This window comes from Amycolatopsis sp. NPDC049159 (assembly GCF_040648295.1).
GTDB lineage: Bacteria > Actinomycetota > Actinomycetes > Mycobacteriales > Pseudonocardiaceae > Amycolatopsis > Amycolatopsis pretoriensis_A.
The window spans coordinates 39736-65479 of the sequence record NZ_JBEZDL010000016.1 but is presented as its reverse complement, the minus strand read 5'-3'; the positions used below and the strand labels follow the sequence as shown (position 1 = coordinate 65479).

Genomic DNA, 25744 nt, shown 5'->3' with positions numbered 1-25744 from the left:
TCCGATATGGACATGGGATTCAACAGGCGCGGGCTGTTCGGCGCGGGTGCCGCGGCAGCGGCCATCCTGGCGGGCGCGGGACCGGCGGCGGCCGCGGCTTCGGGTACGTCGGGGATGACGCTGCGGTGGTGGGGGAACAACGGCTGGGAGATCCGCGCCGGGGCGAAGACGATCCTCGTCGACCCGTGGCTGACGCGGTTCAAGACGGGCACCTACACCCCGGCCGGCGCGGACCCGAAGACGCCGCTGTCGGTCAACCGCACGCTGATCGACGGCTTCCTCGCCCGCGGGGAACTGCGCGCGGACCACATCCTCGTCACCCACGGCCACTACGACCACCTCACCGACGTCCCCTACCTGGCCAAACGCACCGGCGCGACGGTCATCGGCACCGAGACCCATTTGAGTCTCATGGCCGCCTTGGGGGCCCCGGAGGACCAGCTGGCGGTCGCGAGCGGCGGCGAAGACCTGACGTTCGACGGCTACTCGATCCGCGTCCTGCGCTCGTTGCACTCGGCGACGGGCGAACGGGCGCGGGTGGCGTTCCCGGGCTCGCGGCCGCTGTCGCGCCGGGACCGGCCGTGCGTGATCGAGGACCTGGTGGAGGGCGGGACGCTGGCCTACCAGGTGACGGGCGCGGGCGCGAGCGTGCTGAACTTCGGCGGCTCGAACTACGTCGAGTCCGAGCTGGCGGGCCTGCGCCCGGACGTCGTGTGCCTCCCGGCGGGCGGCGCGAAGGTGACGCAGTACGTGCCGCGGCTGCTCACGGCCCTCGGCCACCCCCGCTACGTGGCGGCGACCCACTGGGACAACTTCGACGAGCCGCTCGGCAAGGTCGTCGACGCGGGTGGGCTGGAGCCGCTGCGCACCGCCGTCACCGCCGCGAGCCCCACCAGCCGGTTCGTGGTCCTGGACCACCTCGGCTCGTTCGTCCCCTGAACGCCGTGAAGGCCACCTCGAGGAACGTGGAGTTCCTCGGGGTGGCCTTCACGAAGGCCGGATCAGCCGCTCTTGCGGCGGAACGTCCGCTTGTTCGCCGCCGGGCCGTGGGCGTGCTGGTTCTTGCCGCCGCCGTTCTCGTGGGAGGCGCCGGAGCGGGCGTGGGCCTGCTTGCGCTCCAGCGCTTCGCGGAACTTGCGCTTGACGTCGTCCTCCTCCTCGCCGCTGGGCGACGGGTTCGGTTCACTCATGCCTACCTCCGGAAACGACGACGTGTGACCGCTCCAGCCTGTCAGTCGCGCACCGGCTTGGCGAGTCGATTTCAGCGTTTCGGGGACGGAACTCCGCCGAACTGCACCGACTTGCGCGTCAGGGGGCGGCCGCAGTGGTCGCACAGCAGGATCGGCCGCAGCCGGTTGCCGCATTCGACGTGGTGCAGCGTGATGTCCGGCTCCTGGCCGGTCACCTCGAAGCCCCGCGACCACTCGGCGATGAACGCCAGCGCCGGGAAGAACGCAAGCCCCTTCGCGGTGAGGCGGTAGTCGCGGGCGTCGGTGCGGGTCTTCGCCGTCCCGGTCCGCAACACGCCGACCTCGACGAGCTTGCTCAGCCGGCCCGACAGCACGCTCGGCCCGATCCCCAGCTCGCGCTCGAACTCCGAGAAGTGCCGGCAGCCCAGCAGCGCCGACACCAGCAGGCCGGTCGACCAGCGGTCGCCGAGCAGCTCCATAGTGTCGGGGAAGAACATCGTCGGGTCCCCGGCCAGGGATTCGGCGTCCTTGCGGCGGAAGCGCTTGGACGCCGTCGCCGCCGCGACGCCGGTGCTGTCGAGGCGCTCGGCCCGCACGTCACGGGCGTCGACCCGGCGCCCGCAGGCCGCGCAGCCCAGCGGCGCTGATGTAGCCAGCTCGCAGTCGAGGTGGATCAGCGTCGGCAGCACCTCGCGGCGGCCTTCGACCCACTCGCGCTCCCACGCCCAGATCGAGATCAGCAGCGGCCACAGCTCCAGGCCGCGCTCGGTGAGCCGGTACTCGTGCCGCGTGCGGCGCGCGTCGCGGTAGGGGACGCGGGTGAGCATGCCGGCCTCGACCATGTCCCGCAGCCGCCCCGACAACGCGGTCGGCGAGATGCCCAGCCGCAGCCGCAGCTCCTCGTAGCGCCGGAAGCGCAGGAACAGGCTCTGCAGGATGAGCAGCGTCCACTGGTCGCCGACCAGCTCCAGCGCCCGGCGGAGCGGATCCCCCGCCGGCCGGACGCGGTGTGCGGTCGCCTCGGTCACCGTCTTTCCCCCTTGTTCAGCGGCCTCAGGGTAACACCTGACTACACCTAGAGAAGCCTATTGACACCTGACTACACAAATCATAGTCTCATCCCCATCAGCCAGCGCGGTGAGCCCGACAGCCAGGGAGCAGCCCGATGACCAGCACCTCCGAACAGCCGCTCATGGTGGCCCGGACGGCGGACGCGGCCGAGGAGCCCAACCCCTACCTGCTCGGCGTCTACGCCCCCGTCGGCACCGAGATCGACGCGGAAGACCTGCAGGTCATCGGCGAGATCCCGAAGGACCTCAACGGCGTCTACCTGCGCAACGGCCCCAACCCGCGGTTCGCCCCGGAAGGCCGCTACCACTGGTTCGACGGCGACGGCATGATCCACGCCGTCCACCTGGAGAACGGCAAAGCCCGCTACCGCAACCGCTGGATCCGCACCAAGGCCTTCGAAGCCGAGTCCGCGGCCGGCCAGGCGCTCTGGACCGGCGTCATGGAGAACCCGAAGGGCAACCCCTTCGGCAACGCGCACGGCCTCGGCCTCAAGGACAACGCCAACACCGACGTCGTCTTCCACCGCGGCCGCATCCTGGCCACCTGGTACCTGTGCGGCTCGCCGTACGGCATCGACCCGCTCTCGCTGGAGACGCTGGGGGCCGAGGACTTCCTCGGCACGCTGGTCGGCGACATGATGGCCCACCCCAAGGTGGACGAGGCCACCGGCGAGCTGTTCTGGTTCGACTACGGCCCGCGCCCGCCGTACCTGCGCTACGGCGTGATCAGCGCGGACGGCAAGGTCGTGAACACCACCGAGATCGAGCTGCCCGGCCCGCGCCTGCCGCACGACATGGCCATCACCGAGCGCTACGCGGTGCTGATGGACCTGCCGCTGGTCCAGGACCCGCACGCGGCGAAGCTGGGCCGCCACAAGCTGCACTTCGACCGCTCGATGCCGAGCCGCTTCGGCGTGCTGCCACGCTACGGGAACGGTAGCCAGATCCGCTGGTTCGAAGCGAGCCCGTGCTACATCTACCACGTCGTCAACGCCTGGGAGCAGGGCGACGAGGTCGTCCTCGACGTCTGCCGCGTGCAGAAGCCGGCTCCCCGGCCCGACGCGCACACGCCGCTCGCGAAGATGCTCTCCTACCTGCGGCTCGACGCCCAGCTGCACCGCTACCGCTTCGACCTGCGGACCGGCGCGTGCCGCGAAGAGGCGCTCGACGACGCCAACACCGAGTTCCCGACCGTCGACTCCCGCGGGGTCGGCAAGCGGAACCGGTACTCCTACGCGGTGCACATCTCGCCCGAGTCGACGCTGAAGTTCGACGGGCTCGTGCGCTACGACAATCTTGCCGGCGCCAAGACCGAATACCGGTTCGGTCCCGGCCGGTGGGGCAGTGAGGCTCCGTTCGCACCCCGCGAAGGAGCGGCCGCCGATTCGGCGGACGGTCATCTGGTGACGTTCGTGCAGGACGAGCGTGAGGGACGCTCCGAACTGGACATCTTCGACGCCGCCGATCTCGCTGCCGGACCCGTGGCCAGGGTCCTGTTGCCCCAGCGGGTTCCGCTCGGTTTTCACGCGACCTGGGTCCGGGCGGACCAGCTGGAAAACCTCCGTTCATGAGATGCCATCGAGAGGGTCGCGCCCGGGACTTCCGGACGCGGGGATGGTGGAGTGCGGAGACGATCGACCAGCTCGTGAAGGAGCGGGTCAGTGCCGACCCGGAGGGTCTCGCGCTGGTCGATCCACCGAACACCACCGCACTGGTCGGACGCGACCCGGTGCGGTGGACCTGGAACCGGCTCGACGAACGCGTCGACGTCCTGGCCGCGTTCCTGCTCGCCAGAGGGGTGCGAGCAGGTGACGTAGTGGCCGTGCAGCTGCCGAACTGCTCGGCCCTGGTGCAGGCGTTCCTCGCGATCGTCCGGATCGGTGCGGTGGTCACCCCGTTCCCGGTGTCCTACCGGGAGCACGAGATGGGTCCGATGTGCCGGCGCACCGGAGCTGTCGCCGTGGTGACCGCATCCAGATACGGCGAGCACGAGCTCGCCGGGGCGGCCCTTGGGCTAAAAGGCGCTTCGGCGCCGTCGGTCCGGTTCGTCGTCGCCCGGGGGGACGACGAACCGGCCGGCGCCCTGGCCTGGCCCGAAGAACCACTGTCCGCAGCGGAGAAATCCACTTTGGACTCCTATTTGTCCACACTCGACACCGACGTCGACGACTGCGTGACGATCTGCTGGACGTCCGGCACCGAAGCCGAACCGAAGGCGGTCCCGCGCTGCCACGGCGACTGGCTCGCGACGGCGGTCGGCTGCGTCCAGGCCGCGGGGATGACCCGCGACGACGTCCTGCTCTCGCCGTTCCCCATGACGAACATGGCCGGCATCGGCGGCATGTTCCTGCCCTGGCTGCTGACCGGCGCCGTGTTCGTCCCGCACCACCCGTTCGACCTGCCGGTGTTCCTGGGGCAGCTCGCGGCCGAGCGCGTGACGTACACGCTCGCGCCGCCGGCGTTGCTGACCATGCTGCTGCACAACGAGAAAATACTGTCCGGAGTGGACCTCTCGGCGCTGCGCAAGATCGGCTCCGGCTCGGCGCCGCTGTCGCCGTGGCTCGTGCGCACCTGGGCCGAGCGGCACGGCATCGACATCATCAACTTCTTCGGCTCCAACGAAGGCACCGCGCTGCTGTCCGGCCCGGTCGACATCCCGGACCCGGACCAGCGCGCGAGCTACTTCCCGAACTACGCCTCGGCCGTCACGTGGTCGACGCCCGTCGCCGGCTGGACGTCGGTGCGGCTGCACGATCCCGTCACCGGCGAGCGGGTGACCGAACCCGGGCGCCCCGGTGAGCTGCACATCGCCGGGCCGACGGTGTTCGCCGGGTACCTCACGGCGGTGGGGGAGCCGCTCGACACGTCGTCCTTCGACTCCGACGGGCACTTCCGCACCGGCGACGTCTTCGAGATCGCCGGCGAGCGCGGCGAGTTCCTGCGGTACGTCGACCGGACGAAGGACCTGGTCATCCGCGGCGGCGTCAACATTTCGCCGGCCGAGGTCGAGGGCCTGCTGGCCGGGCACCCGGACGTCGCCGACGTCGGCGTGATCGGCGTGCCGGACGACGTCATGGGGGAGCGGGTGTGCGCGGTCGTCGTCCCCGGCGCGCGCAAGCCGTCGCTCGACGACCTGGTCGCGTACCTGCGCGAGCGGAAGGTGGCCGCGTTCAAGCTGCCCGAACGGCTCGAGTACGCCGATGCCTTGCCCCGCAACCCGGTGGGGAAGATCCTGAAGCGGAAGCTGCGGGAAAGTCTGGAGTGAGGCCATGACGGTGTTCGTGCTGGGCGGGGCGCAGACCGATTTCGCGCGCAACTACGCGAAGGAGGGCCGCGGGATCCTCGAGCTGTTCGCCGAGGTCGTGCCGGCCGCGCTCGCGGACGCCGGGGTTTCGGCCGGGGACGTCGGGGTCGCGCACGTCGGGAACCTCGCGGCCGAGCTGTTCACCGGCCAGGCCCAGCTCGGCGGGCTGCTGGTGGCCGCGGTGCCGGAACTGGACGGCGTGCCCTCGACGCGGCACGAAGCCGCGTGCGCGTCCGGCAGCACCGCCGTGCTCGCCGCGTGCGCGGACATCGAGGCGGGCCGCTACGACGTCGCACTGGTCGTCGGCGTCGAGCTGATGCGCAACGTCGACGGGCAGCGCGCGGCCGAGCACCTCGGGTCCGCGGCGTGGGCCGGGCACGAGGCCGTGGGCGCGAAGTTCCCGTGGCCGGCACTCTTCGCCGACGTCGCCTCCGCGTACGACGAGCGGTACGGGCTCGATCCCGGACACCTCGGGCAGTTCGCGTCGCACGCTTTCGACCGCGCGACGCGGAATCCGCTGGCCCAGGCGCGGGACTGGCGCTTCCCGGCCGGCGCGTTCGGACCCGACGACGAGCTGAACCCGGTCATCGAAGGCCGGCTGCGCAAGCAGGACTGCGGCCGGATCACCGACGGCGCCGCGGCGGTCGTGCTGGCTTCGCCGGCGTTCGCCGAGCGGCTCGGCGGCGGCTTCCCGCGCATCGCGGGCTTCGGGCACCGCACTTCGCACATCGGCCTCTCGGAGAAGCTGGCGTCCGACGGCGAGTACCTGTTCCCGCACCTGCGCGGCGCGGTCGTCGACGCCTACGAGCGCGCGGGCGTGGCCGGGCCGGACGCGCTCGACGTCGTCGAGCTGCACGACTGCTTCACCATCACCGGCCTGGTCGCGCTGGAGCACCTGGGCGCGGCCCCGCCGGGCGACGGCGGCCGGTTCATCGCCGAGGGCGGCCTCGACGCGGCCGGGATCAACCCCGGCGGCGGCCTGATCGGCCTCGGCCACCCGGTCGGCGCGACCGGCGTCCGGATGCTGCACGACGTTGCCCGGCAGGTGACCGGGAAAGCGGGCGAGACGCAGGTCGAGGGCGCGCGGACGGCGTTGACGCTCAACGTCGGCGGCTCGTTCACCACGGTCGTCACCATGATCGTGCGGGCGCCCGCATGAGGCTTTCGGTTTCGCTGGGGTTGTGGCAGGACCGCCCGCCGGAGGAGGCGCTGGAAACCGCGCGCGCCGCGGAGGCCGCCGGGTACCCGGAGCTGTGGATCGGCGAGATGGCGACGTGGGACGCCTTCGCGCTGGGGACCGCGATCGGCGCGGCGACGTCGTCGATCTCGCTGACCTTCGGGCCGCTCGCGGTGACCGTGCGGGATCCGGCGACGATCGCGATGGGCGTCGCGTCCGTGGCGGCGCTGACCGGCCGGACGACGGGGGTCGCGCTGGGCACGTCGAGCGACGTCGTGGTGCGGGGCTGGCACGGCCGGTCGCGGTCCCGGGCGGCGACGGCTTTGGAGGAGTCGGCGATCGCCGTGCGGCAGCTCGTTTCCGGCGAGAAGTCCACTGTGGACGGCTCGGTGGTGGGCTCGCAGGGCTATCGGTTGCGGTTGCCCGCCCCGAAATCGCCGCTGACGATCGCGGCGTTCGGGCCGCGTGCGCTCGACGTCGCCGCGCGGCACGCCGACCGGATGGTGGTCAACCTGGTCACCCCGGCCGCGGCCGGTGCCCTGGTGAGCGGTCTCCGGGAAGCGGCTTCGCGGGCCGGCGTGACGCCGCCGCCGGTGGCCGCGTGGGTGGTCGGCGCGGTGGACCCCGGGCCGGCGGAGCTCGAGCAGCTGCGCCGGGGCGTGGTCGGCTACCTGGCCGCACCCGGCTACGGCGAGATGTTCCGCGCGGCGGGGTTCGGCGAGCTGGTCGGCTTCGCGCGCACCCGGCCGCACCCGCGTGAGCTGCTGGCGGCGGTGCCCGTCGAGGCGATCGCCGTGGTCGGGTTGCTGGGGTCGCGCGCGGAGGTCGCCGCGAAGGCCGCCGAGTACGCGGCGGCGGGGATCGACGAGCTGGCGATCGTGCCCGCCACCGGCGACGACGACCCGGGCGGCGCGAAAACCCTCGCCGCGTGTCGATCCGCGGTCGGCCCGTTCGACGCGTAGGCATGAGCGAACCGACGAAGACCAAGAACCTCGACCAGAACGGCTCCCCGGAGCTGCCGTGGAGCCGGGCGCGCGACCTGCTCGCGACCCAGACCCCGAAGGAGGACCTGACGTTCTTCGTCGGGACCGTCCGCCCCGACGGCCGGCCGCATTCCGCCGGCGTGGGCGCGATCTGGGTCGACGAGACGCTGTACTTCGTGAGCGGACCCGGTACCGTCCGCGCCCGCAACCTGGCGGCGAACCCGGCGTGCAGTGTTTCGGTGCGCCTGAAGGGCCTCGACCTGACGGTGGAGGGCGAGGCCGAGCCGGTCGCCGACCCGGCGACGCTCGAGCGGGTGGCGGCCGCCTATCGCGAGGGCGGCTGGCCGGCGCAGGTGACCGAAGGGGGGTTCGACGCGCCGTTCATGGCCCCGAGCGCCGGCCCGGCCCCGTGGTTCCTGTACCGGCTGGTGCCGACCCGGGCGATCGGCGTCGCGTGCGCCGAGCCGTACGGCGCGAGCCGCTGGGATTTCGGCCGCTGATCGCCGCGGCTGGTCGTGAGTGTTCAGGAGGGTCAGAACCCCCCTGAACACTCACGACCCACCCGGCCGAACCTCCGTGGACAGAGCGGCCGGCGCCGGGCAGGTCCTCAGCCGATCGCCGCGGCCACCGTCGCGCCGATGTGGCGCATGCCGGTCGCGTTCGGGTGCAGCGGAGCCGCCACCGAGGTCGGGATCACGCTCTCGAACCACTTCACGCCCGGCAGCTTGCAGACGTCGTGGCCGATCGAGGGCGTCCGGATGTCGACGTACCGCGCGTTGTGCGCCGCGGCCTGCCGGGCCAGCGCCGCGTTCGTCTTGTCGATGCTGCCCTGGATGTAGTTCGCGTCGCGCGGGGTCAGTGGCGCGATCGGCCAGCACCCGTTGTGCGGCAGGTACGTGCCGTAGCCCGCGACGAAGACGGCCGCGTCCGGGGCCTCCGCGTGGATCGCGTCCAGCAGCGCTCCCCACGTCGGCTCGAACGCCGCGATCTTCTCGGCCAGCTGGTCGTGCCCGCCCGCCGTGTACCTGTCGACGCAGTCCGGGTTGATGCCGGGCAGCAGGTTGATGCAGCTCGTCGCCGCGCCGACCAGGCCGACGTCGTTGCCGCCGATGGTCACCGTGACCGTCTTCGTGGCCGCGTTCAGCGCGTCGAGCTGCGGCGGGACCGCGCCGGTCTCCGTCGACTGCGGGGCGTACATGTCCGCGGTCGTCGCCCCGGAGCACGTGACGTCCTTCAGCGGGACGCCGAGCTGCTTCGCGGCGACGTGCGGGTAGTTCGCGAGCGACCGGAGGCAGCCCGGGGACGACAGATCCGGGGGCAGGATCAGCGGTCCGGCCGCGGCCGAGTCCCCGAGCGCCACGTACTCGCCGCCGGCGGCGGCGGCCGCGGTGCCCGCCGTCGTGATCGCCAGCGCGGTGACCATGATCGTGATGAACGCCGTTGTCCTCACTCGCACGCCGTCCTCCTTGACGTTGTGCCGATGGCTGGTCTCCGTGACACCATCGGCACCGCGGGTGGCCGGATTGACTGGGAATCCGGGCAGAGAACGAGGGGATCGGTTGTGACGGAGCACAAAACCGGCGCGGACCTGGCCCTCGGCGGGCAGCGGGTGCACGAGCGGCTGACCCGGGACGAGCCCGAGCTGATCGCGCGGGTGCTGACGCGCATCCAGGCCGAGGTCGCGGACTACCGCCGGCTGCCGGTCGAGGAGCTGGCCGGCGACATCGCGGGCATCACCCGGCAGGCCGTGCGGGCGTTCGCGCGGAGCCTGCGCGAGGACCGCGAGCTCAACGACGCCGAGCTGCGGCAGATCGGCGCGTCCGCGGTGCGCCGCGCCGAGGAGGGCTTCCCGCTCGAGGCCGTGCTCAACGCCTACCACGTCGGCGCGCGGGAGATCTTCGCCGTCGGCTCGGCCGAAGCGGACGGCGCGGACGTCGCCGACCTGCTCGAAGTGGCCGACCGGGTGCTGGCGTGGGTCGGCGCGGTCACCGCTGCCGTCACCCGCGGCTACCTGGAGGAGCTGCGCACGAAGGTCGGGCAGGAGCACACGGCGCGGCGCACGCTGCTGTCGGTGCTGGCCGACGGCGGCCCGGTCGACGTCGTCGCCCGCAGCGCCGGGATCACGCTGCCGGCGCGGTACCTGGTGCTGAGCGTCGAGCTGGGGCCGCACGCCGACGAGGGGTCGCCGGGCGTGGACGCGGAGATCGCCGTCCGCCGCAAGCTGCGCCGGTTCCTCGCCGCGTTCGAACACGCCTGCGGCGACGGCGTGCTGGCGTCCCTGGACGGCCCGGGCGGGCTGGTCCTGCTGCCATTGGCCGGCCGGCTGACGGAGCTCGCGGGCCGGCACGCGGTCCTCGACGCGGCCGGCCGCGCGGCGGGCGTCGACGTCCTGGCGGCGGCCGAAACGGCGGCGCCGGCGGAGGTCCGGGTGGTGGCCGCGCGGACGGCGGAGGTGCTGGACGTGCTGCGCTGGTTCGGCCGCGAGCCGGGCCTGTACCGCCTCGACGACGTCCTGGTGGAGTACCAGCTGACCCGCCCGGGCGCGGCGCGCGACCGCCTGGCCGCGGTGCTCGCCCCCCTGGAGCCGCACCCGGAACTGCTGGAGACGCTGCAGGCGTACCTCGAGCTGGACACGAACCGCCGCCGCACGGCAACCCGCCTGCACGTCCACCCCAACACGGTCGACTACCGCCTGCGGAAGGTCCGCGACCTGACGGGCATCGACCCCCTCCACCCGGCTGGCTTGCCGCGGATCATCGCGGCCCTCGCTGCTCGGCGGGCGTCGTTGCCGCGTGGGGAGTGAGCGGGTTCGGCCCGTCGGTGGTCGGGTGCGTGGCTTCTCGGCGGATACCGTTCCGGGGCGTCCGGCGGGCTTGCCTCGGGTCGTCGCGGCTTTCGCGGTTCGGTGAGTTTTGCTGGCGCGTGCGGACTCGGGCCGTCGCCGGCGGATGGGTCCGTGACTCTCGGCGGATACCGCTCCGGGGCATCCGGCGGGCTTGCCCCGAATCATCGCTGCTCGGCGAGCGTCGTTGCCGGGTGGGGACTGAGCGGGCTCGGCCCACTGCCAGGGAAGGGTCCGCGACCTGACGGGCATCGACCCCCTCCACCCGGCGGGCCTGCCGCGCATCATCGCGGCCCTCGCGGCTCGGCGGGCGTCGTTGCCGCGCGGGGACTGAGCGAGTTCGGCCCGTCGGCGGTCGGATGCGCGACTCTCGGCAAGGCACCGCTCCGGGTCACCCCGCGGGCTTGCCCCGGATCCTCGCGGCTCGGCGAGCGTCGCCACCGCGTGAGAACTGACGGGCACTCACCCCACGCCGGTCAAGTGCGGCCGATGCGCGGGAATCTCCGCCGACCGACGCGGCGACGGCACCCGCACCGCCACCGGCCGCAGCCCGGCGCGGGCCAGGACGCCCGCCGCCACCGCCGCACCCAGCACGCCCGCCGCCAGCGCCGAAGCCGCGTCGAAGCGCAGCTCGCCGGTGCGGCCGAGCACGAACCCCGAGTCCAGCGCCCACGCCACCGCCGCGACCCCGATCGCGGCGGCGGCCGTGCTCCACACCGCCGTCGAGAGCACCACCGCACCCAGCGTCACCAGCGCGTACCACGGGAACCGGGTCGCGCCGGCCACGTCCGCCAGCACCACCGCGACGACCGCGGCCGCGCACCCGAACGGGAACCCGAAGCCACCTGTCATGACCCCAGTAAGACCGCCGGCGCGGGGCGGCACCATGAGCCAGGACGCGTTCCCTACAGCCCGGCCCCGGATCTTGACGCGCTATTGACCCGTCACGCGCCCGATCGCCTCGGCGATCTCCGGCCAGACCGCGCGCGGCAGGTTGTGGCCCATGCCCGGGATGACGAGCAGCTCCGCGCCCGGGATCGCCGCCGCCGTCGCCTTGCCGCCGCTGACGTTGATCAGCGGGTCGGCGTCGCCGTGGATGACCATTGCCGGCAGCCGGACCGCGCGCAGGCCCGCCGTGCGGTCGCCGGAAGCCACCACCGCGGCCGCGTGGCGGAGCGTGCCCACCGGGTGGCGGGCGCGGTCGTAGTGCAGCGTGGCCTTGGCCAGCAGGAACGCCTCGTCGTCCGGGTAACCGGGGGAGCCGAGCCGCCGGTAGCCGTCGACGCTGTCGGCCAGCGCCTGCTCGCGGGTCGAAGCCGGCGGCCGCGCCAGCAGCCCGAGCGCCCACGGCTCGGCCTGGCCGACGGCGGGGTCGCCGGTGGTCGACATGATGGACGTGACGGACAGCAGCCGGTCCGGGTGGTCGATGGCCAGCTGCTGCACGACCATCCCGCCCATCGACGCGCCGACGACGTGCGCGCGCTCGATGCCGAGCGCGTCGAAGAGCCCGACGGCGTCGTCGGCCAGGTCGGACAGCAGGTACGGCGCGGTCGCCAGGTCGCCGGCCGCGAGCGCGGCCAGGTCCGGCGCGGGCAGGTGGTCGAGCCAGGTGGAGAGCCCGACGTCGCGGTTGTCGTAGCGCACGACGAAGAACCCGCGGCCGGCCAGCAGCTCGCAGAAGCCGTCCTCCCAGGTGATCATCTGGGCGCCGAGGCCCATCACCAGGACCAGCGGCGGGGCCGCCGGGTCGCCGAAGGTGTCGTACTCGAGCTCGAGCCCGTTGGCCTGTGCGCGTGGCATGCCCCGATCCTGCCGTACCCGTTCGAACCTGGCACCGGCACGGGCGGTGCGGTTACCGTTACGCCCCATGCCTCCCTCATCCTCGGGCACCGGCCAGCGCCCCCGGTCGCGGGCCGCGGCGGGTCTGCCCGCGCTCACCGCCGAGCGCATCATCTCCGCGGCCACGGCCCTGACCGCCGAGCGCGGCCTCGACAACTGGACGCTGCGGGAGCTCGCCCGCGCGGTCGAGGCCTACCCGGCGGTCATCTACCACCACGTCGGCGACCGCGACGCCGTGGTGAACGCCGTCGTCGACCGGGTCGTCGGCCTGCTGGAGCTGCCCGAAGAGCGGCTCCCGTGGGCGGAGTGGTTCACCGAGCTGCTGGGCAGCCTGCGCGCGCTGCTGCGGACCTACCCGGGCTGCGCGCGGCGGCTCGCCCTCTTCGGCCCGTCGGTCAAGGCGGCCACGCGCAGCATCGACGCCGGCATCGGCGTGCTGCTGCAGGCGGGGTTCGGCCGCGAGAGCGTGCTGGCCTACAACCTGCTGCTGATGACCGCGTGCCAGTTCGTCGCGATGGAGGACGACCGCGACGGCGCGCTCGCCCTGCGGATCGACAACACCGAGGCGTACGCGGCCTACCGCGAGCGGGCCGACCTGCCGGGGATGGCCGAGCTGGGGTCCGCGATGCACGACCTGATGGGCGACCCCGACCTCGCCGCGGGCTACTACGCCCAGCTGTACGACTACGCGGTCGGCCGGTGCCTCGACGGGCTCGCCCACCGCCTGGACGAACTGCGCGAAGCGGACAACTGAGGGTTGACAGCGACTTGACAGTGCCCCGGCGTACCGTGGACGTGCGTCGGTGGTTCGCCCATCGACCCGAAGCCCCTGGCGCCCTCCTCCCCCTCGTGGCGTCGGGGGCTTCGGTCTATTCGCGACCGTGGCGCGGCGACGGTGGCACCGCCCGGATCGCCGGGAAGACTTCGCCGACGAGCGTGACGAGCGACTTCGACAGCAGCAGGTGCACCTGGTCCCGGGTGAGTGATCCGCGCACGAGCCATTCCCGCCCGGCCGCCTTCACCATCCCGCCGAACGCGCGCACGAGCGCGTTCAGCTCCGGCCCGTGGTCGCTCTCGCTGGACAGCCCGACGGCCTCGAGCACGCGGTCGGCGGATTCGCGGTCGGCCTCCTCGAGGATCCGTTCCACTTCGAGGTCACGCCCGATGCCCTCGGGCGCGATCGCGGCCAGCCACATCCGCTCCTGGCTGGTGACCATGTCGAGGAACCACTCGATGGCGACGTCGGCCCGCAGTTCGAGCGGCCCGTCCGGCAGGATCTCGACAGCCAGCCGCGGCACGGTCAGCGCGCGCCGGATGATTTCCAGGTACAGCTCGCGTTTCGTGCCGAAGTAGTGGTTGATCAGCCCGCGCGCGACCCCCGCCGCCGCGGCGATGTCCGAAGTGGACACTTCGGAATACGGGCGTTCCCCGAACAGCCGCGCGGCGCAGGCGTAGATCTGTTCCTTCCGTTCGTCCGGTTCCAGTCTTCGCCATCTCGGCGCCGGCTCGGTGTTCATGGCCCCATCGTCGCACGCCCGGTTGCGCCGGGCAGCCCAGTCCGCACGTTCCCGGACACGGTGCCACGATCGGGGCACGGCCGGTCCGGGAGCGTGATCGGGAGGGTGCTGTTCGGCTCGCGGCACCAGTCGGAGCCGGAGCCGGAAGCTGGGGCGTGCTCACCGGCCCCTGACTTCGCCGAGATCCTGCGGGAGGAAACGTCTCGTTCCCGTCTGCACCATCGGGGTACGCCCGGTTCGGCAGCGTGATCGGGAGGGTGTCGTTCGGCTCGCCGGGGTGCCACGAATGACTCATTGGGGCGGTGGAGGTCGCGAATGAGTCATTCGCGACCTCCACCCGGCCCCGGCAAGCGGAGCCGCAACCGGCGCCGGCAGCCGGAACCAGTGCCGGAAAAAGGGGCACGCTCAGTCCGGCAGCGTGATCGGCGCGAGGTCCTCGAAGAGGTCCCCCGGCCCCGGGTTCGCCGGATCGGTCGCCCCGCCGAAGTGGTGCAGGACGCCCCACACCGCGTTCAGCGCCGTCTGCACCGCGCCCTCCGCCCAGCCCGCCGTCCACGAGACGTCGTCGCCCGCCAGGAACAGGCCGCGGTGGCGGGGCGCCAGCGGCTCCTGTACGAAGTGCGTGAACAGCCGGTGCTGGTAGCGGTAGTGGCCGGGCAGGTTGGCCTTGAACGCGCCCATGAAGTGCGGTTCCGCCTCCCACGACACGGTCACCGGGTCGCCGATGATGTGCCGGCGGACGTCGACGCCCGGGTAGATCTCGCGCAGGGACTGCAGCATCACCTCGACGCGCTCGGACACCGAAAGCGGCAGCCACTTCAGCGAGTCGTCGGCCCACGTGTACGACAGGCAGATGACCGCCGGCGAGTCCGGGTCGTCGCCGAGCAGGTACGTGCCGCGGGGCATCCGGTCGGTGAGCGTCATGCTCATCGCGTCGCGGCCGGTCGCCGGGTCGGTGTCCAGCCAGAACGGGCGGTCGACCGGGACGAACACCTTCGACGACGCCATGTAGTGCGTGCGCTCGATCGCCGTCCAGTGGTCGATCGGGAACAGCTCCGCGTCGCATTCGATCTTGGACAGCAGCATCCAGCTCTGCGCGGTGAACACCGCCGCGGGGAACGTCCGGATGTGGCCTTCGGTGTCGGTCACCGTGATGTTGTCCGGCGCGGTGCGGTGCAGCCGCGCGACGCCGGGCTGCGGGCGTCCGCCGTGGAGGGAGCCGAGGCTCGTGCCCGCCGGCCAGAAAGCGATCTCCTCGGGAGCGTGTTCCCACAGCCGCAAGGGGAGCTGCCTGCTGCCGCCGACGATGCTGCGGTGCTCGTCGTCGGCTCCCGTGTAGACGACGCGCAGGATTTCCAGGATGGAGTTGGGGAAGTCGGTGTCCCAGCCGCCGGTGCCGAAGCCGACCTGGCCGAAGATCTCGCGGTGGCGGAAGGAAGCGAACGCGGGCGAGTCGCAGAGGAAGCCGTAGAACGTCTGGTTGTCCAGCCGCGGCACGAGTTCGTTCCACAGCCGCTTGATCGTCTTCGCGTCCCGGTCGCGGATCGCCGTCTGCATCTCGGCGAACGACGCGTGGTCGGCGAGCGTGCGGTCCCACGCCGCGGTGACTTCGCCGTACACGGCGGGCAGGTCCGCGGGCGTCCGCGCGTAGTGGCTCTGTCCTTTCAGGTCCACGACCGTGCTCGGCGTCCCGGGCGCCAGCGGGTTCGGGAACGGGACCGTTTCGAGCCCGACCTTGTCGATGTAGTGGTACAGCGCGGTCGACGCCGGCGGGAAGCGCATCGCGCCCATCTCCGCGACGACGTCGTCCGGGCAGCCGGGGAACCGGACCGTGCGCAGCCGCCCGCCGAGCTCGTCGATTTCGTACACCACCGGCCGCAAGCCCAGCTTCATCAGCTCGTACGCGGTGACGATGCCGGAAAGGCCGCCGCCGATCACCGCGACCTCGGTGCCGTGCCGTTCCGCGGGCACCGAGCCCAGCCCGGCCGGGTGGGCGAGGTAGTCGTCGTAGGCGAACGGGAAGTCGGGGCCGAACATCGTGATCGGGCGGCCCGGCGGTTCTTCGTGGTGGATCGCGGTCGGGACGGCGGAGGTCATGCGGTGGTTCCCCGGTACAGTTCGGGCCGTCGGTCGGCCAGGTGGGTGTTCTCCAGGCGGGACGCGGCGAGCGCCTCCCGCGTGACGTCGGCGTGGACCAGCTCCGGCCCGGACCCGGCGCGCGCCAGGACTTCCCCCGTCGGGGCGGCCACGCAGGAGCGGCCGCAGTAGGTCAGCTCCCGCTCGGTGTCGCAGCGGTTCGCGTAGGCGACGAACAGCTGGCTTTCGTAGGCCCGCGCGGGCACGAGCGTGTCGGCGACCAGCTCGTACGGGCTCATCAGCGCGGTCGGCACGACCAGCAGTTCGGTGCCGGCGAGCGCGTGCGCCCGCACCAGCTCCGGGAATTCGACGTCGTAGCAGATCAGCAGCCCGATCCGGACGCCGCCGAGGTCGGCCTGCACCACGGCTTCGCCGCCCGGGGTGAACCACGCCTTGTCGAGGTCGCCGAACAGGTGGGTCTTGCGGTAGTTCGCCAGCCGCCGCCCGGTCGCGTCGACGAGCTGGACGCTGTTGAAGACGTGTTCGCCGTCGGATTCGGGATAGCCGTAAGCGAGTGCGACGCCGGTTTCCCCGGCCAGCGCGGACATCCGTCGCGCGGTGGGCCCGTCGGCCGGCTCGGCGAGTTCGTGCGTGCGCGCGCCGATGTGGTAGCCCGTGGTGGCCATTTCGGCCGTGACGACGAGCTCGGCGTCGGTGCGGGCGAGGACTTCCGGGAGGTCGGCGAACGCGCCCTGGTGGATCGCGACCCTCATGCCAGCCTCGACTTCCGGATGCCGTAACCGAAGTAGAGGACCAGGCCGAGCGCCATCCAGCCGCCGAAGACGACCCAGGTGGCGCCGTCGAGGCTGAGCATCATGTACGCGCAGCACAGCACGCCGAGGATCGGCGTCACCGGCGAGAACGGCACGCGGAACGAGCGCGGCCGGTCCGGCTGGCGGCGGCGCAGCAGCACCACGGCGACGTTCACCAGCCCGAACGCGAACAGCGTGCCGATGCTGGTCGCGTCGGCCAGCTTGCCCAGCGGGATGAACGCGGCCAGCACGGCGACGAAACCCGAAACCACCAGGGTGTTGACCCGCGGCGAGCCGCTCTTTGCGTCTACTTTGGACAGCACGCCCGGCACCAGGCCGTCGCGGGACATCGCGAACAGGATGCGCGTCTGTCCGTAGAGGACGGTCAGCACGACGCTGGAGATGGCCACGATCGCGCCGACGGCCAGCAGCGCGGCCCAGAGCGGGTTGTCCGACACGACGCCGAGGACGTGCGAGAGCGCGGCTTCCTGGCCGTCGAACTCCTGCCACGGCAGCGCGCCGACCGCGGCCACGGCGACCAGGCAGTACAGCACGGTGACGATGCCGAGCGAGAGCAGGATCGCCCGCGGCAGGTCGCGCTGCGGGTTCTTCGCCTCCTCGCCGGCGGTCGAGGCGGCGTCGAACCCGATGTAGGAGAAGAAGAGCTTGGCCCCGCCGGCGCTCATGCCGGCCAGCCCGAGCGGCAGGAACGGCGTGAAGTTCTTCGCCCGCACCGCGGTGAACGCGATCGCGCAGAACAGCACCAGCGTGCCGATCTTGACCACGACCATGATCGTGTTGGCCCGCGCGCTCTCCTTCGCGCCCGACAGCAGCAGGACCATCGCGAGGAGCACGACGACGATGGCGGGCACGTTGACGATCCCGCCCGAACCCGGCGGCTGGCTCAGCGCGTCCGGGATGGTGAAGCCGAACGCCAGCCGCAGCAGCTCGTTGACGTACTGACCCCAGCCGACGGCCACCGACGCCACCGAGACGCCGTACTCGAGGATCAGGCACCAGCCGCAGACCCACGCGACGAGCTCGCCGAGGGTGGCGTAGGCGTAGGAGTACGACGAACCCGACAGCGGGATCATGCCGGCGAGCTCGGCGTAGGAGAGCGCCGAGAACAGCGCGGTGATCCCCGCGAGCACGAACGACAGCACCACGGCCGGCCCCGCCACCGGGACCGCTTCGCCGAGCACGACGAAGATCCCGCTGCCCAGCGTCGCCCCGATGCTGAGCGTGGTGAGCTGCCCGAGGCCGAGCGACCGCTTCAACGTGCCATGATCACCTTCGGCGACGAAGTCGGCGACCGGTTTCCGCCGCACCGTCGCGGCTCGCAGAGTCATGCCGACGACCGTATCTGCCGTTTCCGGCGGGCAAAACAGGACTACATTGCGCGTACAGATGAATCACAGGTGATTCATTGCACAGGATGCGCGGATCGTGGCGATTCGTTCTGCTCGGCGGCGGGCAGGAGCAGGGTGAACGTGGGCGGGGCGGGACGGCTCAGCCGGAGCCGGCCGCCTTCTGCCTCGGCGAGGCTGCGGGCCAGCCGCAGGCCGATCCCGTGATCGCTCGGCGCGGTCGCGAACGGGTCGGTTTCGCCCAGGTCAGGGCCTTCGTCGGCGACGTCGATGGCCAGTGCGTCGCCGGCGTCGCGGGCCACGACGGTGACCGTGCCGCGCCCGTGCGTCGCCGCGTTGTCGAGCAGGACGCCGAGCACCTGGCGGACCGCGGCCGCCGCCACCCGGGCCGGCGGCGGGTCCTGGCGGGTGATCCGCAGCGCCCGTCCGCGCGGGTCGAGCAGGGCCTCGCCGGCCTCGCGGACTTCGCCGAGGAGCGCGTCGAGGTCGAGTTCCGCGCGCGGGGCCCGGCGTTCGCGGCCCAGCGCCAGCAGGTCCTCGATGGTGCGTTCCAGCCGATCGGTCGAGGCGATCCCGGCGCGGATCGCCGCGTACGGGTCGGCCGAGGGCGTTTCCAGCGCGGCTTCGAGCTGCAGGCGCAGGCCGGTCAGCGGGTTGCGCAGCTGGTGCGACGCCTCCGCCGAGAACGCGCGCTCGCGCTCCAGCGTCTCGCCGATGCGCGTCGCCGTGGCGTCGAGTGCTTCGCCGACCTGGTCGATCTCGGCGATGCCCGCGCGGGGGGAGCGGGCGGTGAAGTCGCCGTCGCCGAGCCGCCCGGCGGCCGCGGCCAGCTCCTCGAGGGGCCGCACCAGCCGGGTCGTCGCCCGCCGGGCCAGCAGCCAGCTCACGCCGATCGCCGCGATCGCGAGCACGGCCATGCCGAGCCAGGTGAGCACCACCCGCAGCCGCAGCTCCGACATCGGCAGCGCGGCGCGGACCACCCCGGTCACCCGGGCGCCGCTGAGGACCGGGATCGCCAGCGCCACTTCGTCGCCTTCGCGGTCGATCACGACGTCGACGGTGGCGCTCGCCGCGTGCCGCTCGACCGGGCCGCCGACCGCGGGGCCGTGCCCGGCGAGCAGCCGCCCGTCCGGGCTGTAGACGCCGACGGCGCCGCCGACCTCGTCGTCGTCTTCGACGAGGGGCGGGACGACCGGCGTCCGGCCGGCGCTCAGGTCCTCGGAGACGGCGAGCGCGGCGGCGTCCGCGGCCCGCTCCAGGTCGGCCTTGGTGTCGTCGCGGTAGTACTGCATCACCGCGATGCCGAGCGGCAGCGCGAACAGCACGGTCGCGACCAGCGCGGCGAGCACGGTCAGCGAGATGATCCGGCGGCGCACGGCTAGCCTTCGGCCGCGGACCGGGCCGGGTCCTCCAGGCGGTAGCCGTGACCGCGGAGGGTGGCGATCCGGGGCACCTCGGCGTCGGGCCCGGCGACCGACGCGAGCTTGCGGCGCACCGCCGCGATGTGCACGTCGAGGGTCTTCGTCGAGCCGTACCAGTGCGCGTCCCAGACCTCGGCCATCAGCGTCTCGCGGCTGACCGCGACGCCGGGCTGCTCGGCCAGCCGCGCCAGCAGGTCGAACTCCTTCGCGCGCAGCACGACCTCGCGGCCGTGCAGGGTGGCGCGGCGGCCGGCGATGTCGACGGTCAGCTCGCCGATGGTCACCGGCGGCCGGGCCCCGGCGGGCGCGCCGCGGCGCAGGTGCGCGCGCACCCTGGCCAGCAGCTCGCCCAGCCGGATCGGCTTGGTGAGGTAGTCGTCGGCACCGGCGTCGAGGCCGACGACGACGTCCATCTCCTCCTGCCGGGCGGTGAGGATGACCAGCACGGCGGCGGGCAGCGCGCTCCGCAGCCGGCGGCAGACCTCGACGCCGTCCAGGTCGGGCAGGCCGAGGTCGAGCAGCACGAGGTCGAACTCACCGGCTTCGGCGGCCTGCAGTGCGGTCCGCCCGTCACGGCGCCAGCACACCTGGTAACCGTGCAGCCGCAGGGTCGATTCGAGCACGCTGCCGATCGCCGCGTCGTCTTCCACCACCAGCAGGTTCGGCATGCCGGGCAGCCTAACCAACGTCCTGCCGGAATCCGGACGACTGTGGCCTATTCCGTCCGGGTCCCGAGGCCGATCTGCGATATCCGCAGCGAAGCCCCGGAGACGGCTTCGGTAAACGCAGCGACTTCGGCCGCGTCGAACCGGCTGGTGGGACCGGTCACCGCGAGCGCCGCGAGCACCCGCCCGTCCCCGTCGCGCACCGGCGCGGCGACGCTGGACGCACCCGCCTCGGGCTCCCCGTGGCTGACGGCGGCCCCCTCGGCCCCGTCGAGCACCCGCCCGGCGGCCCCGCACCCGAGCGGCAGCTCGTCCCCGACCCGCCCGACGTGCCGGATGGCCAGCGGCCCCTCCTGCTGGGCCACGCAGACCAGCACCGACGTGCTGCGGACGTAGAGGTTGACGGTTTCGCGGCACTCCAGCGCGAGGTCGCGCAGCACCTGGCGGACCGGTTCGGGCAGCTGCCACGCGGTGTTCGCCAGCTGCGCCCACCGCAGCATCCCGGGTCCGACGGTGACCCGCCCGTCGGGCCGCGTCCAGAGCAGGCCGCGCTGTTCACAGGTGGCGACGAGCCGCAGCACGGTCGTCTTCGCCAGGCCGCTGGCCGCGGTGAGATCCTTGACCGCCCACGTCCGGCGGCGTTCGGTGAAGAGAGCGAGCAGGTCGAAGGCGCGCAGCACACTCCGGACGGCGCCCTCGTCGCCGGTCTGGTGTTCCGTCGTCATCGCGCGACCTCCCCAAGTCCGCTGGACGGACCAAGCGTACCGCGCCGTGGACACCTCAGGCCACGTGTCGCTCGAAGGCTGCGGTGTTCGACCGGGTCCGGGATGTGATGAAAGGGTCGTTCATGTCGCTGGACGTCGTGAAAGGGTCGTTCATGATGTTCGGATGTCACCGGCTGCCGGGAGTCAGGCCACGTGTCGCTCGAAGGCCGCGATCGTCTCGGCCAGTACCTCCGCCCCCGGGCGGGCCCACAGCTGCGCGTTGAACACTTCGACCTCGATCGGCCCGTCGTACCCCGCCGCTTCGACGCAGGTGCGCAGGTGGCGGTGGTCGATCGGGCCGTTCCCCGGCAGCGCTCGGCCCAGCAGCGGGTCGGGGAGCGGCACCAGGACGTCGCACACGTGGAACCCGGCGATCCGACCCGCCGCCGCGGCGATCGACTCCTCGATGCGCGGGTCCCACCAGACGTGGAACTCGTCCACGATCACGCCCACCTGCTCGGCCGGGTGCTCGGCCGCGATCGCCAGTGCCTGGTCCACAGTGGACAGCACCGACCGGTCCGCGCACTGCATCGGGTGCAGCGGCTCCAAGCCGAGCCGCACGCCGCGCTCGCCCGCGTACGGCGCCAGTTCGCCCACGGCGTCCGCGACGCGCCGGCGGGACGCGGCCAGGTCGTTGCCCGCGATGCCGCCGACCACCAGCACGAGCACGCCGGCGCCGAGCGCGGCGGCTTCGTCGATCGCCTCGCGGGTCTGGGCCACACCGTCCACAGGGGACCCTTCCGGGGTCACGCCGGTGAAGAAACCGCCGCGGCACAGCGAAGAAACCCGGACGCCGTACTCCTTGAGCAGCCGCGCGGTTTCGTCGACGCCGGTTTCCGCGACCTTGTCCCGCCACAGCCCGATCCAGCCGACGCCCGCCGCCGCGCAGCCCGCCACCGCTTCGGGCAGCGTCCAGGACTTGGTGGTGATCTGGTTGAGGCTGAGCCGCTCGTCCATCACGCCACCCCGGCGGCCAGCAGCAGCGGCCGCATCCGGGCGACGGCCAGGTCGGGGTCGGCCAGCGCGCCCGCCTCGTCGGCCAGGCGCAGCAACGTCGCCAGGTGCGTGATCGTGCGCGCGGATTCCTGCCCGGCGATCATCCGGAAGTGCCGCTGGTGCCCGTTCAGGTACGCCAGGAAGACGACGCCGGTCTTGTAGTGCCGGGTCGGCGCGCGGAAGATTTCGCGCGACAGCGGCACGGTCGGGTCGAGCGCGGCGCGGAAGCCGGCCGGGTCGCCGTCGTCCAGCCGGCGCAGCCCCGCCGCGGCCACCGGGGCGATCGCGTCGAAGATGCCGAGCAGGGCTTCGCTGTGGCCGGCCTCGTCGCCCGCGATGAGTTCGGGGTAGTTGAAGTCGTCCCCGGTGTAGCAGGCGACGCCCGCGGGCAGGGTGCGCCGGAATTCGGTCTCCACCTCGGCGTCCAGCACCGAAACCTTGACCCCGGCGATCGTGCCGGCGTGCTCGGTGCACAGCGCCGCCAGCTCGCGGGCGGCCGCGCGGACGTCGTCGTGGCCCCAGTAGCCGGCCAGCGCCGGGTCGAACTGCTCGCCCAGCCAGTGCAGCAGCACCGGCCCGCCCGCGTCGGACAGCAGCTTCCCGTACGCGGCGTGGTAGTCGTCCGGCCCGGTGGCCGCGGCGGCGAGCGCCCGGCTGGCCATCACGACCGGGATCGCGCCCGCGCCGCCGACCAGGTCCAGCTGCTCGCGCCAGGCGTCCACAATGGACGCGACGGTCGCCGGCCCCGGTGGCAGCTGGTCGGTGCCGACGCCGGCGCACCACCGCCGTCCGGCCGCGGCCGCGCCGGTGCGCGTCACGAGCTCTCGGGTGGCCGGCCAATCCAGGCCCATCCCGCGCTGCGCGGTGTCCATCGCCTCCGCGACGCCGAGGCCGCACGACCAGAGGTGCTCGCGGAAGGCGAGCGTCGTGTCCCAGTCGACGGTGTCCGGCTCGGCGGCGAGCGCGTCCGCCACGACGTGCGCGGCGGCGTAGGCGATCCTCGACGACAGCGGCGTTCCCGACGGCCCGGGACACGGCGGCCCGGACGGCGTCCAGTCCAGCAGCCCGCCGCCGGGAACCGGGAGCACGAGCATCGGGGGACCTCCCAGGGACTCAGAAAGCGCTTTCCCGAATCCACGGTAGGGCCTGCGCCGGAGCACGACAAGGCCCGACCGGGTCAGCGCTTGGGGCGTCCGGTGCTTTCGCGCAGGACGACTTCGCCGGAGAGCCGGACCGTCCGCGGCCGGGTGCCGGCGGAGCCCTTGATCGCCAGGTCCATCGCCCGCTCGCCGAGCTCTTCCAGCGGCAGCCGCACGGTGGTCAGCGCCGGGGCGAGGTCGCGGACGACCGGGATGTCGTCGAAGCCGGCCACCGAGATGTCGCCCGGCACGGAGAGGCCCTCCTCGCGCAACGCCGTCAGCGCGCCGATCGCCATCACGTCGGTGACGGCGAAGACGCAGGTCGGCAGCTTGCGCTTGCGGCCGGCGAGCAGCTTCTTGGTCGCCTCGTAGCCGCCGTCGCGGGTGAAGGCGGCCTCGACGACGTCGTCCTCGCGCAACGTGATGCCGTGCGCGGCGAGCCCGTCGCTGAACCCGGCCAGCCGGTCGATGACCGTGCTCAGCTGCCGCGGGCCCGCGAGCACCGCGAACCGCTTGTGGCCGAGGCCGACGAGCGCGTCGGCCAGCGCCGCCGCGCCGCCCTTGTTGTCCGGCTGCACGGTGTCGATCTTGAGCCCGCGGTGGCGGCTGACCGCCGCGACCTGCCCGCCGCCGCGGCGGTAGGGCTCGAGCTCGGCGGCCATCGCGCGTTCCCACGTCCGGTCCTCGAACGCCGAGCCGATCAGCAGGATCGCCGCCGCCCGCTGCGCGCGCAGCGTCGAGACGTAGGCGACCTCGCGGTCGGGGTCGCGGAACGTGCCGGCCAGCATCACCAGCAGCCCGTTGTCGGTCGCCACCCGCATCACGCCACCGGCGATCGCCGCGAAGTAGGGGTCGCTGACGTCGTGGCAGATCACGCCGACCGTGCGGTGCGTGCCGCCGGCGAGGGCCTGCGCGTGCGCGTTCGGGGCGTAAGCCAGCTCGGCCGCGGCGGCGGACACCCGCTCCCGCAGGTCGGCGCGGACGGACGCGGTGCCGTTGAGCACCCGCGACGCCGTCGCGAGCGAGACGTTCGCGCTGCGTGCCACGTCTTCCAGTGTCACGTGCGGCCGGGCCTTCATGGCTGGCTCCTCCAAGATCGGTTTCGGGTGTCTCCGCGTGCTCGGTCGGTGCAATCTACTGGGAGGAGGGTGTCTCCGGAGAAGCCGCTGCTCGGGGGACCTGACCCATTCGAGTGAAACCGGCGGGGAAGATCGGCCGCGGTACGTGTGTTGCAAACAAGGAGAACCTTCAAGTGGTGAGCCCGCCACTGCCGATGACCGCGAAAGGAACCACGCATGCTGTTCGGTGACGAGCACGTCCGCCGCTACGAGGAGACCGACGGGGAGGTCGGGCACGAGTGGAAGGAAGGCGTCCCGACGCTCGTGCTGACCACGAAGGGCCGCAAGACCGGCCAGGAGCGCAAATTCGCCCTGATCTACCAGGAAGTCGACGGAAACCCGGTGATCGTGGCCTCCAAGGGCGGCGCGCCGAACCACCCCGGCTGGTACTTCAACCTCGTCGAGACCCCCGAGGTCGGCGTCCAGGTCAAGGCGGACAAGTTCACCGCGACCGCCCGCACGGCCGAGGGCGAGGAGCGCGCGAAGCTGTGGGAGAAGCTGGCCGCCGTCTGGCCGGACTACAACGAGTACGCGAAGAAGACCGACCGTGAGATCCCGGTGGTCGTGCTCGAACGCCGGTGAAATCGTTGCTGTGATCTGCGCCGCGTTCGGCGCGCGCCGGGGCCGAACCGGGCGGTCGTGGGCTACGAATGACACTCATGAACGACCGCTGGACCGCCCTGGACCTCGAGGGTGAGCTGCTCACCCGACGCCAGATGATCGCCTACGGCCGGCGCTTCGCCCGCGCCGGCCGTGGCGCCTGGTACAGCTTCGCGATCGAGGTGGTCTGGCAGTTCCTCGCCCAGACCACCCGCTTCCGCGTGCGGGGCTCCCGCCACATCCCGAAGACCGGCGGCGTGCTGGTGGCGTCGAACCACCTGTCCTTCGCCGACCCGACCACGCTCACCGCGTTCTGCCTCGCCGCCGGCCGCGTGCCGCGCTACCTGGCGAAGGCGTCGCTGTGGAACCTGCCGGTGGTCGGCCGCGTGATGCGTTCGGGCCGCCACATCCCGGTCTACCGCGGCGCGGCGACGGCCGCGGAGGCCTACCGCGACCTGGTGGCGTCCGTGCGGGCGGGCGAGTGCGTGGCGGTCTTCCCGGAGGGCACGTTCTCGAAGGACCCGGACGGCTGGCCGATGCGCGGCAAGACCGGCCTCGTCCGCGCCGCGCTGGAGACCGGCGCGCCGGTGATCCCGGTGGCCAACTGGGGCACCCACCACCTGCTGCCGTCGACCGCGTGGTTCCCCCGCGGGCTGCCGCGCAAGACCGTCGAGCTCGTCGCCGGGCCGCCGGTCGACCTGTCCGACCTACGCGACCGGCCGCTCACCCGCGAGGTGCTGGAGGAGGCGACGGCTCGCATCATGGGCGAGGTGACGACCCTGCTGGAGTCCATCCGCGGTGAGCGGCGGCCGCTCGCGGCCTGAGGTCCGCGTCACCCCGCCCGGTCCTGCCCGTAGGGGTAGT

Annotated in this window: 25 protein-coding genes; 10 read left to right on the top strand and 15 right to left on the bottom strand. The window is 72.7% G+C overall.

All coding sequences use genetic code 11. From position 1 onward, the window contains the following. Positions 1-12: 12 nt before the first annotated feature. Positions 13-939, top strand: a complete 927-nt coding sequence (locus AB0B33_RS27905) for an MBL fold metallo-hydrolase (protein ID WP_360777074.1) — start codon at positions 13-15, stop codon at positions 937-939. Between the two features lie 62 nt (positions 940-1001). On the opposite strand, the gene AB0B33_RS27900 is transcribed toward AB0B33_RS27905, so the two are convergent. Further along, the gene (locus tag AB0B33_RS27900; RefSeq protein ID WP_247020113.1) at positions 1002-1190 is read right to left on the bottom strand and encodes a DUF5302 domain-containing protein; all 189 of its coding nucleotides are present in this window, start codon (positions 1188-1190) and stop codon (positions 1002-1004) included. Between the two features lie 71 nt (positions 1191-1261). Further along, positions 1262-2218: a winged helix-turn-helix transcriptional regulator gene (locus AB0B33_RS27895; protein ID WP_247020115.1), complete on the bottom strand. Its 957-nt coding sequence runs from the start codon at positions 2216-2218 to the stop codon at positions 1262-1264. A 137-nt stretch (positions 2219-2355) separates the two neighbouring features. Between AB0B33_RS27895 and AB0B33_RS27890 the strand changes: the two genes are divergently transcribed. Genes AB0B33_RS27890 through AB0B33_RS27870 form a run of 5 tightly spaced genes read left to right on the top strand, consistent with a single transcriptional unit; the run spans position 2356 to position 8224 of the window. Next, complete coding sequence (locus tag AB0B33_RS27890; protein WP_360777072.1) at positions 2356-3831, top strand: carotenoid oxygenase family protein; 1476 nt, start codon at positions 2356-2358, stop codon at positions 3829-3831. Next, complete coding sequence (locus AB0B33_RS27885) at positions 3828-5525, top strand: class I adenylate-forming enzyme family protein (protein WP_360777070.1); 1698 nt, start codon at positions 3828-3830, stop codon at positions 5523-5525. The genes AB0B33_RS27890 and AB0B33_RS27885 overlap by 4 nt, the downstream gene beginning before the upstream one ends. Before the next feature lie 4 nt (positions 5526-5529). Next, a complete protein-coding gene (locus tag AB0B33_RS27880; protein WP_360777068.1) occupies positions 5530-6723 on the top strand; it encodes an acetyl-CoA acetyltransferase in 1194 nt (397 codons plus the stop codon). Beyond that, on the top strand, positions 6720-7703 hold the full coding sequence (locus tag AB0B33_RS27875; RefSeq protein ID WP_360777066.1) for an LLM class F420-dependent oxidoreductase: 984 nt from the start codon (positions 6720-6722) through the stop codon (positions 7701-7703). Before AB0B33_RS27880 ends, AB0B33_RS27875 begins: the two co-directional genes overlap by 4 nt. 2 nt (positions 7704-7705) lie before the next feature. Continuing rightward, on the top strand, positions 7706-8224 hold the full coding sequence (locus AB0B33_RS27870; protein ID WP_360777064.1) for a pyridoxamine 5'-phosphate oxidase family protein: 519 nt from the start codon (positions 7706-7708) through the stop codon (positions 8222-8224). 107 nt (positions 8225-8331) lie between these two features. Here AB0B33_RS27870 and AB0B33_RS27865 read toward each other — a convergent pair whose 3' ends face one another. Beyond that, positions 8332-9174 carry an SGNH/GDSL hydrolase family protein gene (locus tag AB0B33_RS27865; protein ID WP_360777356.1) on the bottom strand — a complete coding sequence of 281 codons (843 nt, stop codon included), beginning with the start codon at positions 9172-9174 and terminating at the stop codon, positions 8332-8334. A 111-nt stretch (positions 9175-9285) separates the two neighbouring features. Between AB0B33_RS27865 and AB0B33_RS27860 the strand changes: the two genes are divergently transcribed. Next, positions 9286-10527 (top strand): helix-turn-helix domain-containing protein, encoded by a 1242-nt coding sequence (locus AB0B33_RS27860; protein ID WP_247020122.1) that lies wholly within the window; start codon positions 9286-9288, stop codon positions 10525-10527. 501 nt (positions 10528-11028) lie between these two features. On the opposite strand, the gene AB0B33_RS27855 is transcribed toward AB0B33_RS27860, so the two are convergent. Both AB0B33_RS27855 and AB0B33_RS27850 read right to left on the bottom strand, forming a co-directional pair. Further along, complete coding sequence (locus AB0B33_RS27855; protein ID WP_360777062.1) at positions 11029-11418, bottom strand: hypothetical protein; 390 nt, start codon at positions 11416-11418, stop codon at positions 11029-11031. A gap of 81 nt (positions 11419-11499) precedes the next feature. Continuing rightward, positions 11500-12366: an alpha/beta hydrolase gene (locus AB0B33_RS27850; RefSeq protein WP_360777060.1), complete on the bottom strand. Its 867-nt coding sequence runs from the start codon at positions 12364-12366 to the stop codon at positions 11500-11502. Positions 12367-12433: 67 nt separating this feature from the next. On the opposite strand from AB0B33_RS27850, the gene AB0B33_RS27845 reads away from it, so the two are divergent. Then, on the top strand, positions 12434-13159 hold the full coding sequence (locus tag AB0B33_RS27845) for a TetR family transcriptional regulator (protein ID WP_247020125.1): 726 nt from the start codon (positions 12434-12436) through the stop codon (positions 13157-13159). Positions 13160-13274: 115 nt separating this feature from the next. On the opposite strand, the gene AB0B33_RS27840 is transcribed toward AB0B33_RS27845, so the two are convergent. The 10 genes from AB0B33_RS27840 to AB0B33_RS27795 all read right to left on the bottom strand — a co-directional run bounded on the left by AB0B33_RS27840 (position 13275) and on the right by AB0B33_RS27795 (position 24241). Continuing rightward, entirely contained in the window at positions 13275-13922 is a 648-nt protein-coding gene (locus tag AB0B33_RS27840) for a TetR/AcrR family transcriptional regulator (protein WP_247020126.1), read from the bottom strand. A gap of 405 nt (positions 13923-14327) precedes the next feature. Next, positions 14328-16019 carry an NAD(P)/FAD-dependent oxidoreductase gene (locus tag AB0B33_RS27835; RefSeq protein WP_360777058.1) on the bottom strand — a complete coding sequence of 564 codons (1692 nt, stop codon included), beginning with the start codon at positions 16017-16019 and terminating at the stop codon, positions 14328-14330. Further along, the gene (locus tag AB0B33_RS27830) at positions 16016-16771 is read right to left on the bottom strand and encodes a carbon-nitrogen hydrolase family protein (RefSeq protein ID WP_360777056.1); all 756 of its coding nucleotides are present in this window, start codon (positions 16769-16771) and stop codon (positions 16016-16018) included. Before AB0B33_RS27830 ends, AB0B33_RS27835 begins: the two co-directional genes overlap by 4 nt. Then, entirely contained in the window at positions 16768-18159 is a 1392-nt protein-coding gene (locus AB0B33_RS27825; RefSeq protein WP_360777054.1) for an amino acid permease, read from the bottom strand. Before AB0B33_RS27825 ends, AB0B33_RS27830 begins: the two co-directional genes overlap by 4 nt. A 74-nt stretch (positions 18160-18233) precedes the next feature. Beyond that, positions 18234-19553, bottom strand: coding sequence for a HAMP domain-containing sensor histidine kinase (locus tag AB0B33_RS27820; RefSeq protein ID WP_360777052.1), 1320 nt, complete (start codon positions 19551-19553; stop codon positions 18234-18236). Positions 19554-19555: 2 nt separating this feature from the next. After that, positions 19556-20266, bottom strand: a complete 711-nt coding sequence (locus AB0B33_RS27815) for a response regulator transcription factor (RefSeq protein ID WP_360777050.1) — start codon at positions 20264-20266, stop codon at positions 19556-19558. Between the two features lie 47 nt (positions 20267-20313). Then, positions 20314-20988: an IclR family transcriptional regulator gene (locus AB0B33_RS27810; RefSeq protein WP_360777048.1), complete on the bottom strand. Its 675-nt coding sequence runs from the start codon at positions 20986-20988 to the stop codon at positions 20314-20316. A gap of 183 nt (positions 20989-21171) precedes the next feature. Continuing rightward, entirely contained in the window at positions 21172-21984 is an 813-nt protein-coding gene (locus AB0B33_RS27805) for a sugar phosphate isomerase/epimerase family protein (protein ID WP_360777046.1), read from the bottom strand. Then, positions 21984-23117, bottom strand: a complete 1134-nt coding sequence (locus AB0B33_RS27800) for a dihydrodipicolinate synthase family protein (RefSeq protein ID WP_360777044.1) — start codon at positions 23115-23117, stop codon at positions 21984-21986. The genes AB0B33_RS27805 and AB0B33_RS27800 overlap by 1 nt, the downstream gene beginning before the upstream one ends. A gap of 83 nt (positions 23118-23200) precedes the next feature. Then, positions 23201-24241 carry a LacI family DNA-binding transcriptional regulator gene (locus AB0B33_RS27795; protein ID WP_247020140.1) on the bottom strand — a complete coding sequence of 347 codons (1041 nt, stop codon included), beginning with the start codon at positions 24239-24241 and terminating at the stop codon, positions 23201-23203. 216 nt (positions 24242-24457) lie between these two features. Between AB0B33_RS27795 and AB0B33_RS27790 the strand changes: the two genes are divergently transcribed. Continuing rightward, on the top strand, positions 24458-24862 hold the full coding sequence (locus tag AB0B33_RS27790) for a nitroreductase family deazaflavin-dependent oxidoreductase (protein WP_247020142.1): 405 nt from the start codon (positions 24458-24460) through the stop codon (positions 24860-24862). 77 nt (positions 24863-24939) lie between these two features. Further along, positions 24940-25704, top strand: coding sequence for a lysophospholipid acyltransferase family protein (locus AB0B33_RS27785; protein WP_247020144.1), 765 nt, complete (start codon positions 24940-24942; stop codon positions 25702-25704). Positions 25705-25744: the final 40 nt, after the last annotated feature.

Coding starts and splice junctions, on each gene's coding strand:
- AB0B33_RS27905 (WP_360777074.1), top strand. CDS start 13: ATGGGATTCAACAGGCGCGGGCTGTTCGGCGCGGGTGCCGCGGCAGCG.
- AB0B33_RS27900 (WP_247020113.1), bottom strand. CDS start 1,190: ATGAGTGAACCGAACCCGTCGCCCAGCGGCGAGGAGGAGGACGACGTC.
- AB0B33_RS27890 (WP_360777072.1), top strand. CDS start 2,356: ATGACCAGCACCTCCGAACAGCCGCTCATGGTGGCCCGGACGGCGGAC.
- AB0B33_RS27885 (WP_360777070.1), top strand. CDS start 3,828: ATGAGATGCCATCGAGAGGGTCGCGCCCGGGACTTCCGGACGCGGGGA.
- AB0B33_RS27880 (WP_360777068.1), top strand. CDS start 5,530: ATGACGGTGTTCGTGCTGGGCGGGGCGCAGACCGATTTCGCGCGCAAC.
- AB0B33_RS27875 (WP_360777066.1), top strand. CDS start 6,720: ATGAGGCTTTCGGTTTCGCTGGGGTTGTGGCAGGACCGCCCGCCGGAG.
- AB0B33_RS27870 (WP_360777064.1), top strand. CDS start 7,706: ATGAGCGAACCGACGAAGACCAAGAACCTCGACCAGAACGGCTCCCCG.
- AB0B33_RS27855 (WP_360777062.1), bottom strand. CDS start 11,418: ATGACAGGTGGCTTCGGGTTCCCGTTCGGGTGCGCGGCCGCGGTCGTC.
- AB0B33_RS27850 (WP_360777060.1), bottom strand. CDS start 12,366: ATGCCACGCGCACAGGCCAACGGGCTCGAGCTCGAGTACGACACCTTC.
- AB0B33_RS27845 (WP_247020125.1), top strand. CDS start 12,434: ATGCCTCCCTCATCCTCGGGCACCGGCCAGCGCCCCCGGTCGCGGGCC.
- AB0B33_RS27840 (WP_247020126.1), bottom strand. CDS start 13,922: ATGAACACCGAGCCGGCGCCGAGATGGCGAAGACTGGAACCGGACGAA.
- AB0B33_RS27835 (WP_360777058.1), bottom strand. CDS start 16,019: ATGACCTCCGCCGTCCCGACCGCGATCCACCACGAAGAACCGCCGGGC.
- AB0B33_RS27830 (WP_360777056.1), bottom strand. CDS start 16,771: ATGAGGGTCGCGATCCACCAGGGCGCGTTCGCCGACCTCCCGGAAGTC.
- AB0B33_RS27825 (WP_360777054.1), bottom strand. CDS start 18,159: ATGACTCTGCGAGCCGCGACGGTGCGGCGGAAACCGGTCGCCGACTTC.
- AB0B33_RS27815 (WP_360777050.1), bottom strand. CDS start 20,266: ATGCCGAACCTGCTGGTGGTGGAAGACGACGCGGCGATCGGCAGCGTG.
- AB0B33_RS27810 (WP_360777048.1), bottom strand. CDS start 20,988: ATGACGACGGAACACCAGACCGGCGACGAGGGCGCCGTCCGGAGTGTG.
- AB0B33_RS27805 (WP_360777046.1), bottom strand. CDS start 21,984: ATGGACGAGCGGCTCAGCCTCAACCAGATCACCACCAAGTCCTGGACG.
- AB0B33_RS27800 (WP_360777044.1), bottom strand. CDS start 23,117: ATGCTCGTGCTCCCGGTTCCCGGCGGCGGGCTGCTGGACTGGACGCCG.
- AB0B33_RS27795 (WP_247020140.1), bottom strand. CDS start 24,241: ATGAAGGCCCGGCCGCACGTGACACTGGAAGACGTGGCACGCAGCGCG.
- AB0B33_RS27790 (WP_247020142.1), top strand. CDS start 24,458: ATGCTGTTCGGTGACGAGCACGTCCGCCGCTACGAGGAGACCGACGGG.
- AB0B33_RS27785 (WP_247020144.1), top strand. CDS start 24,940: ATGAACGACCGCTGGACCGCCCTGGACCTCGAGGGTGAGCTGCTCACC.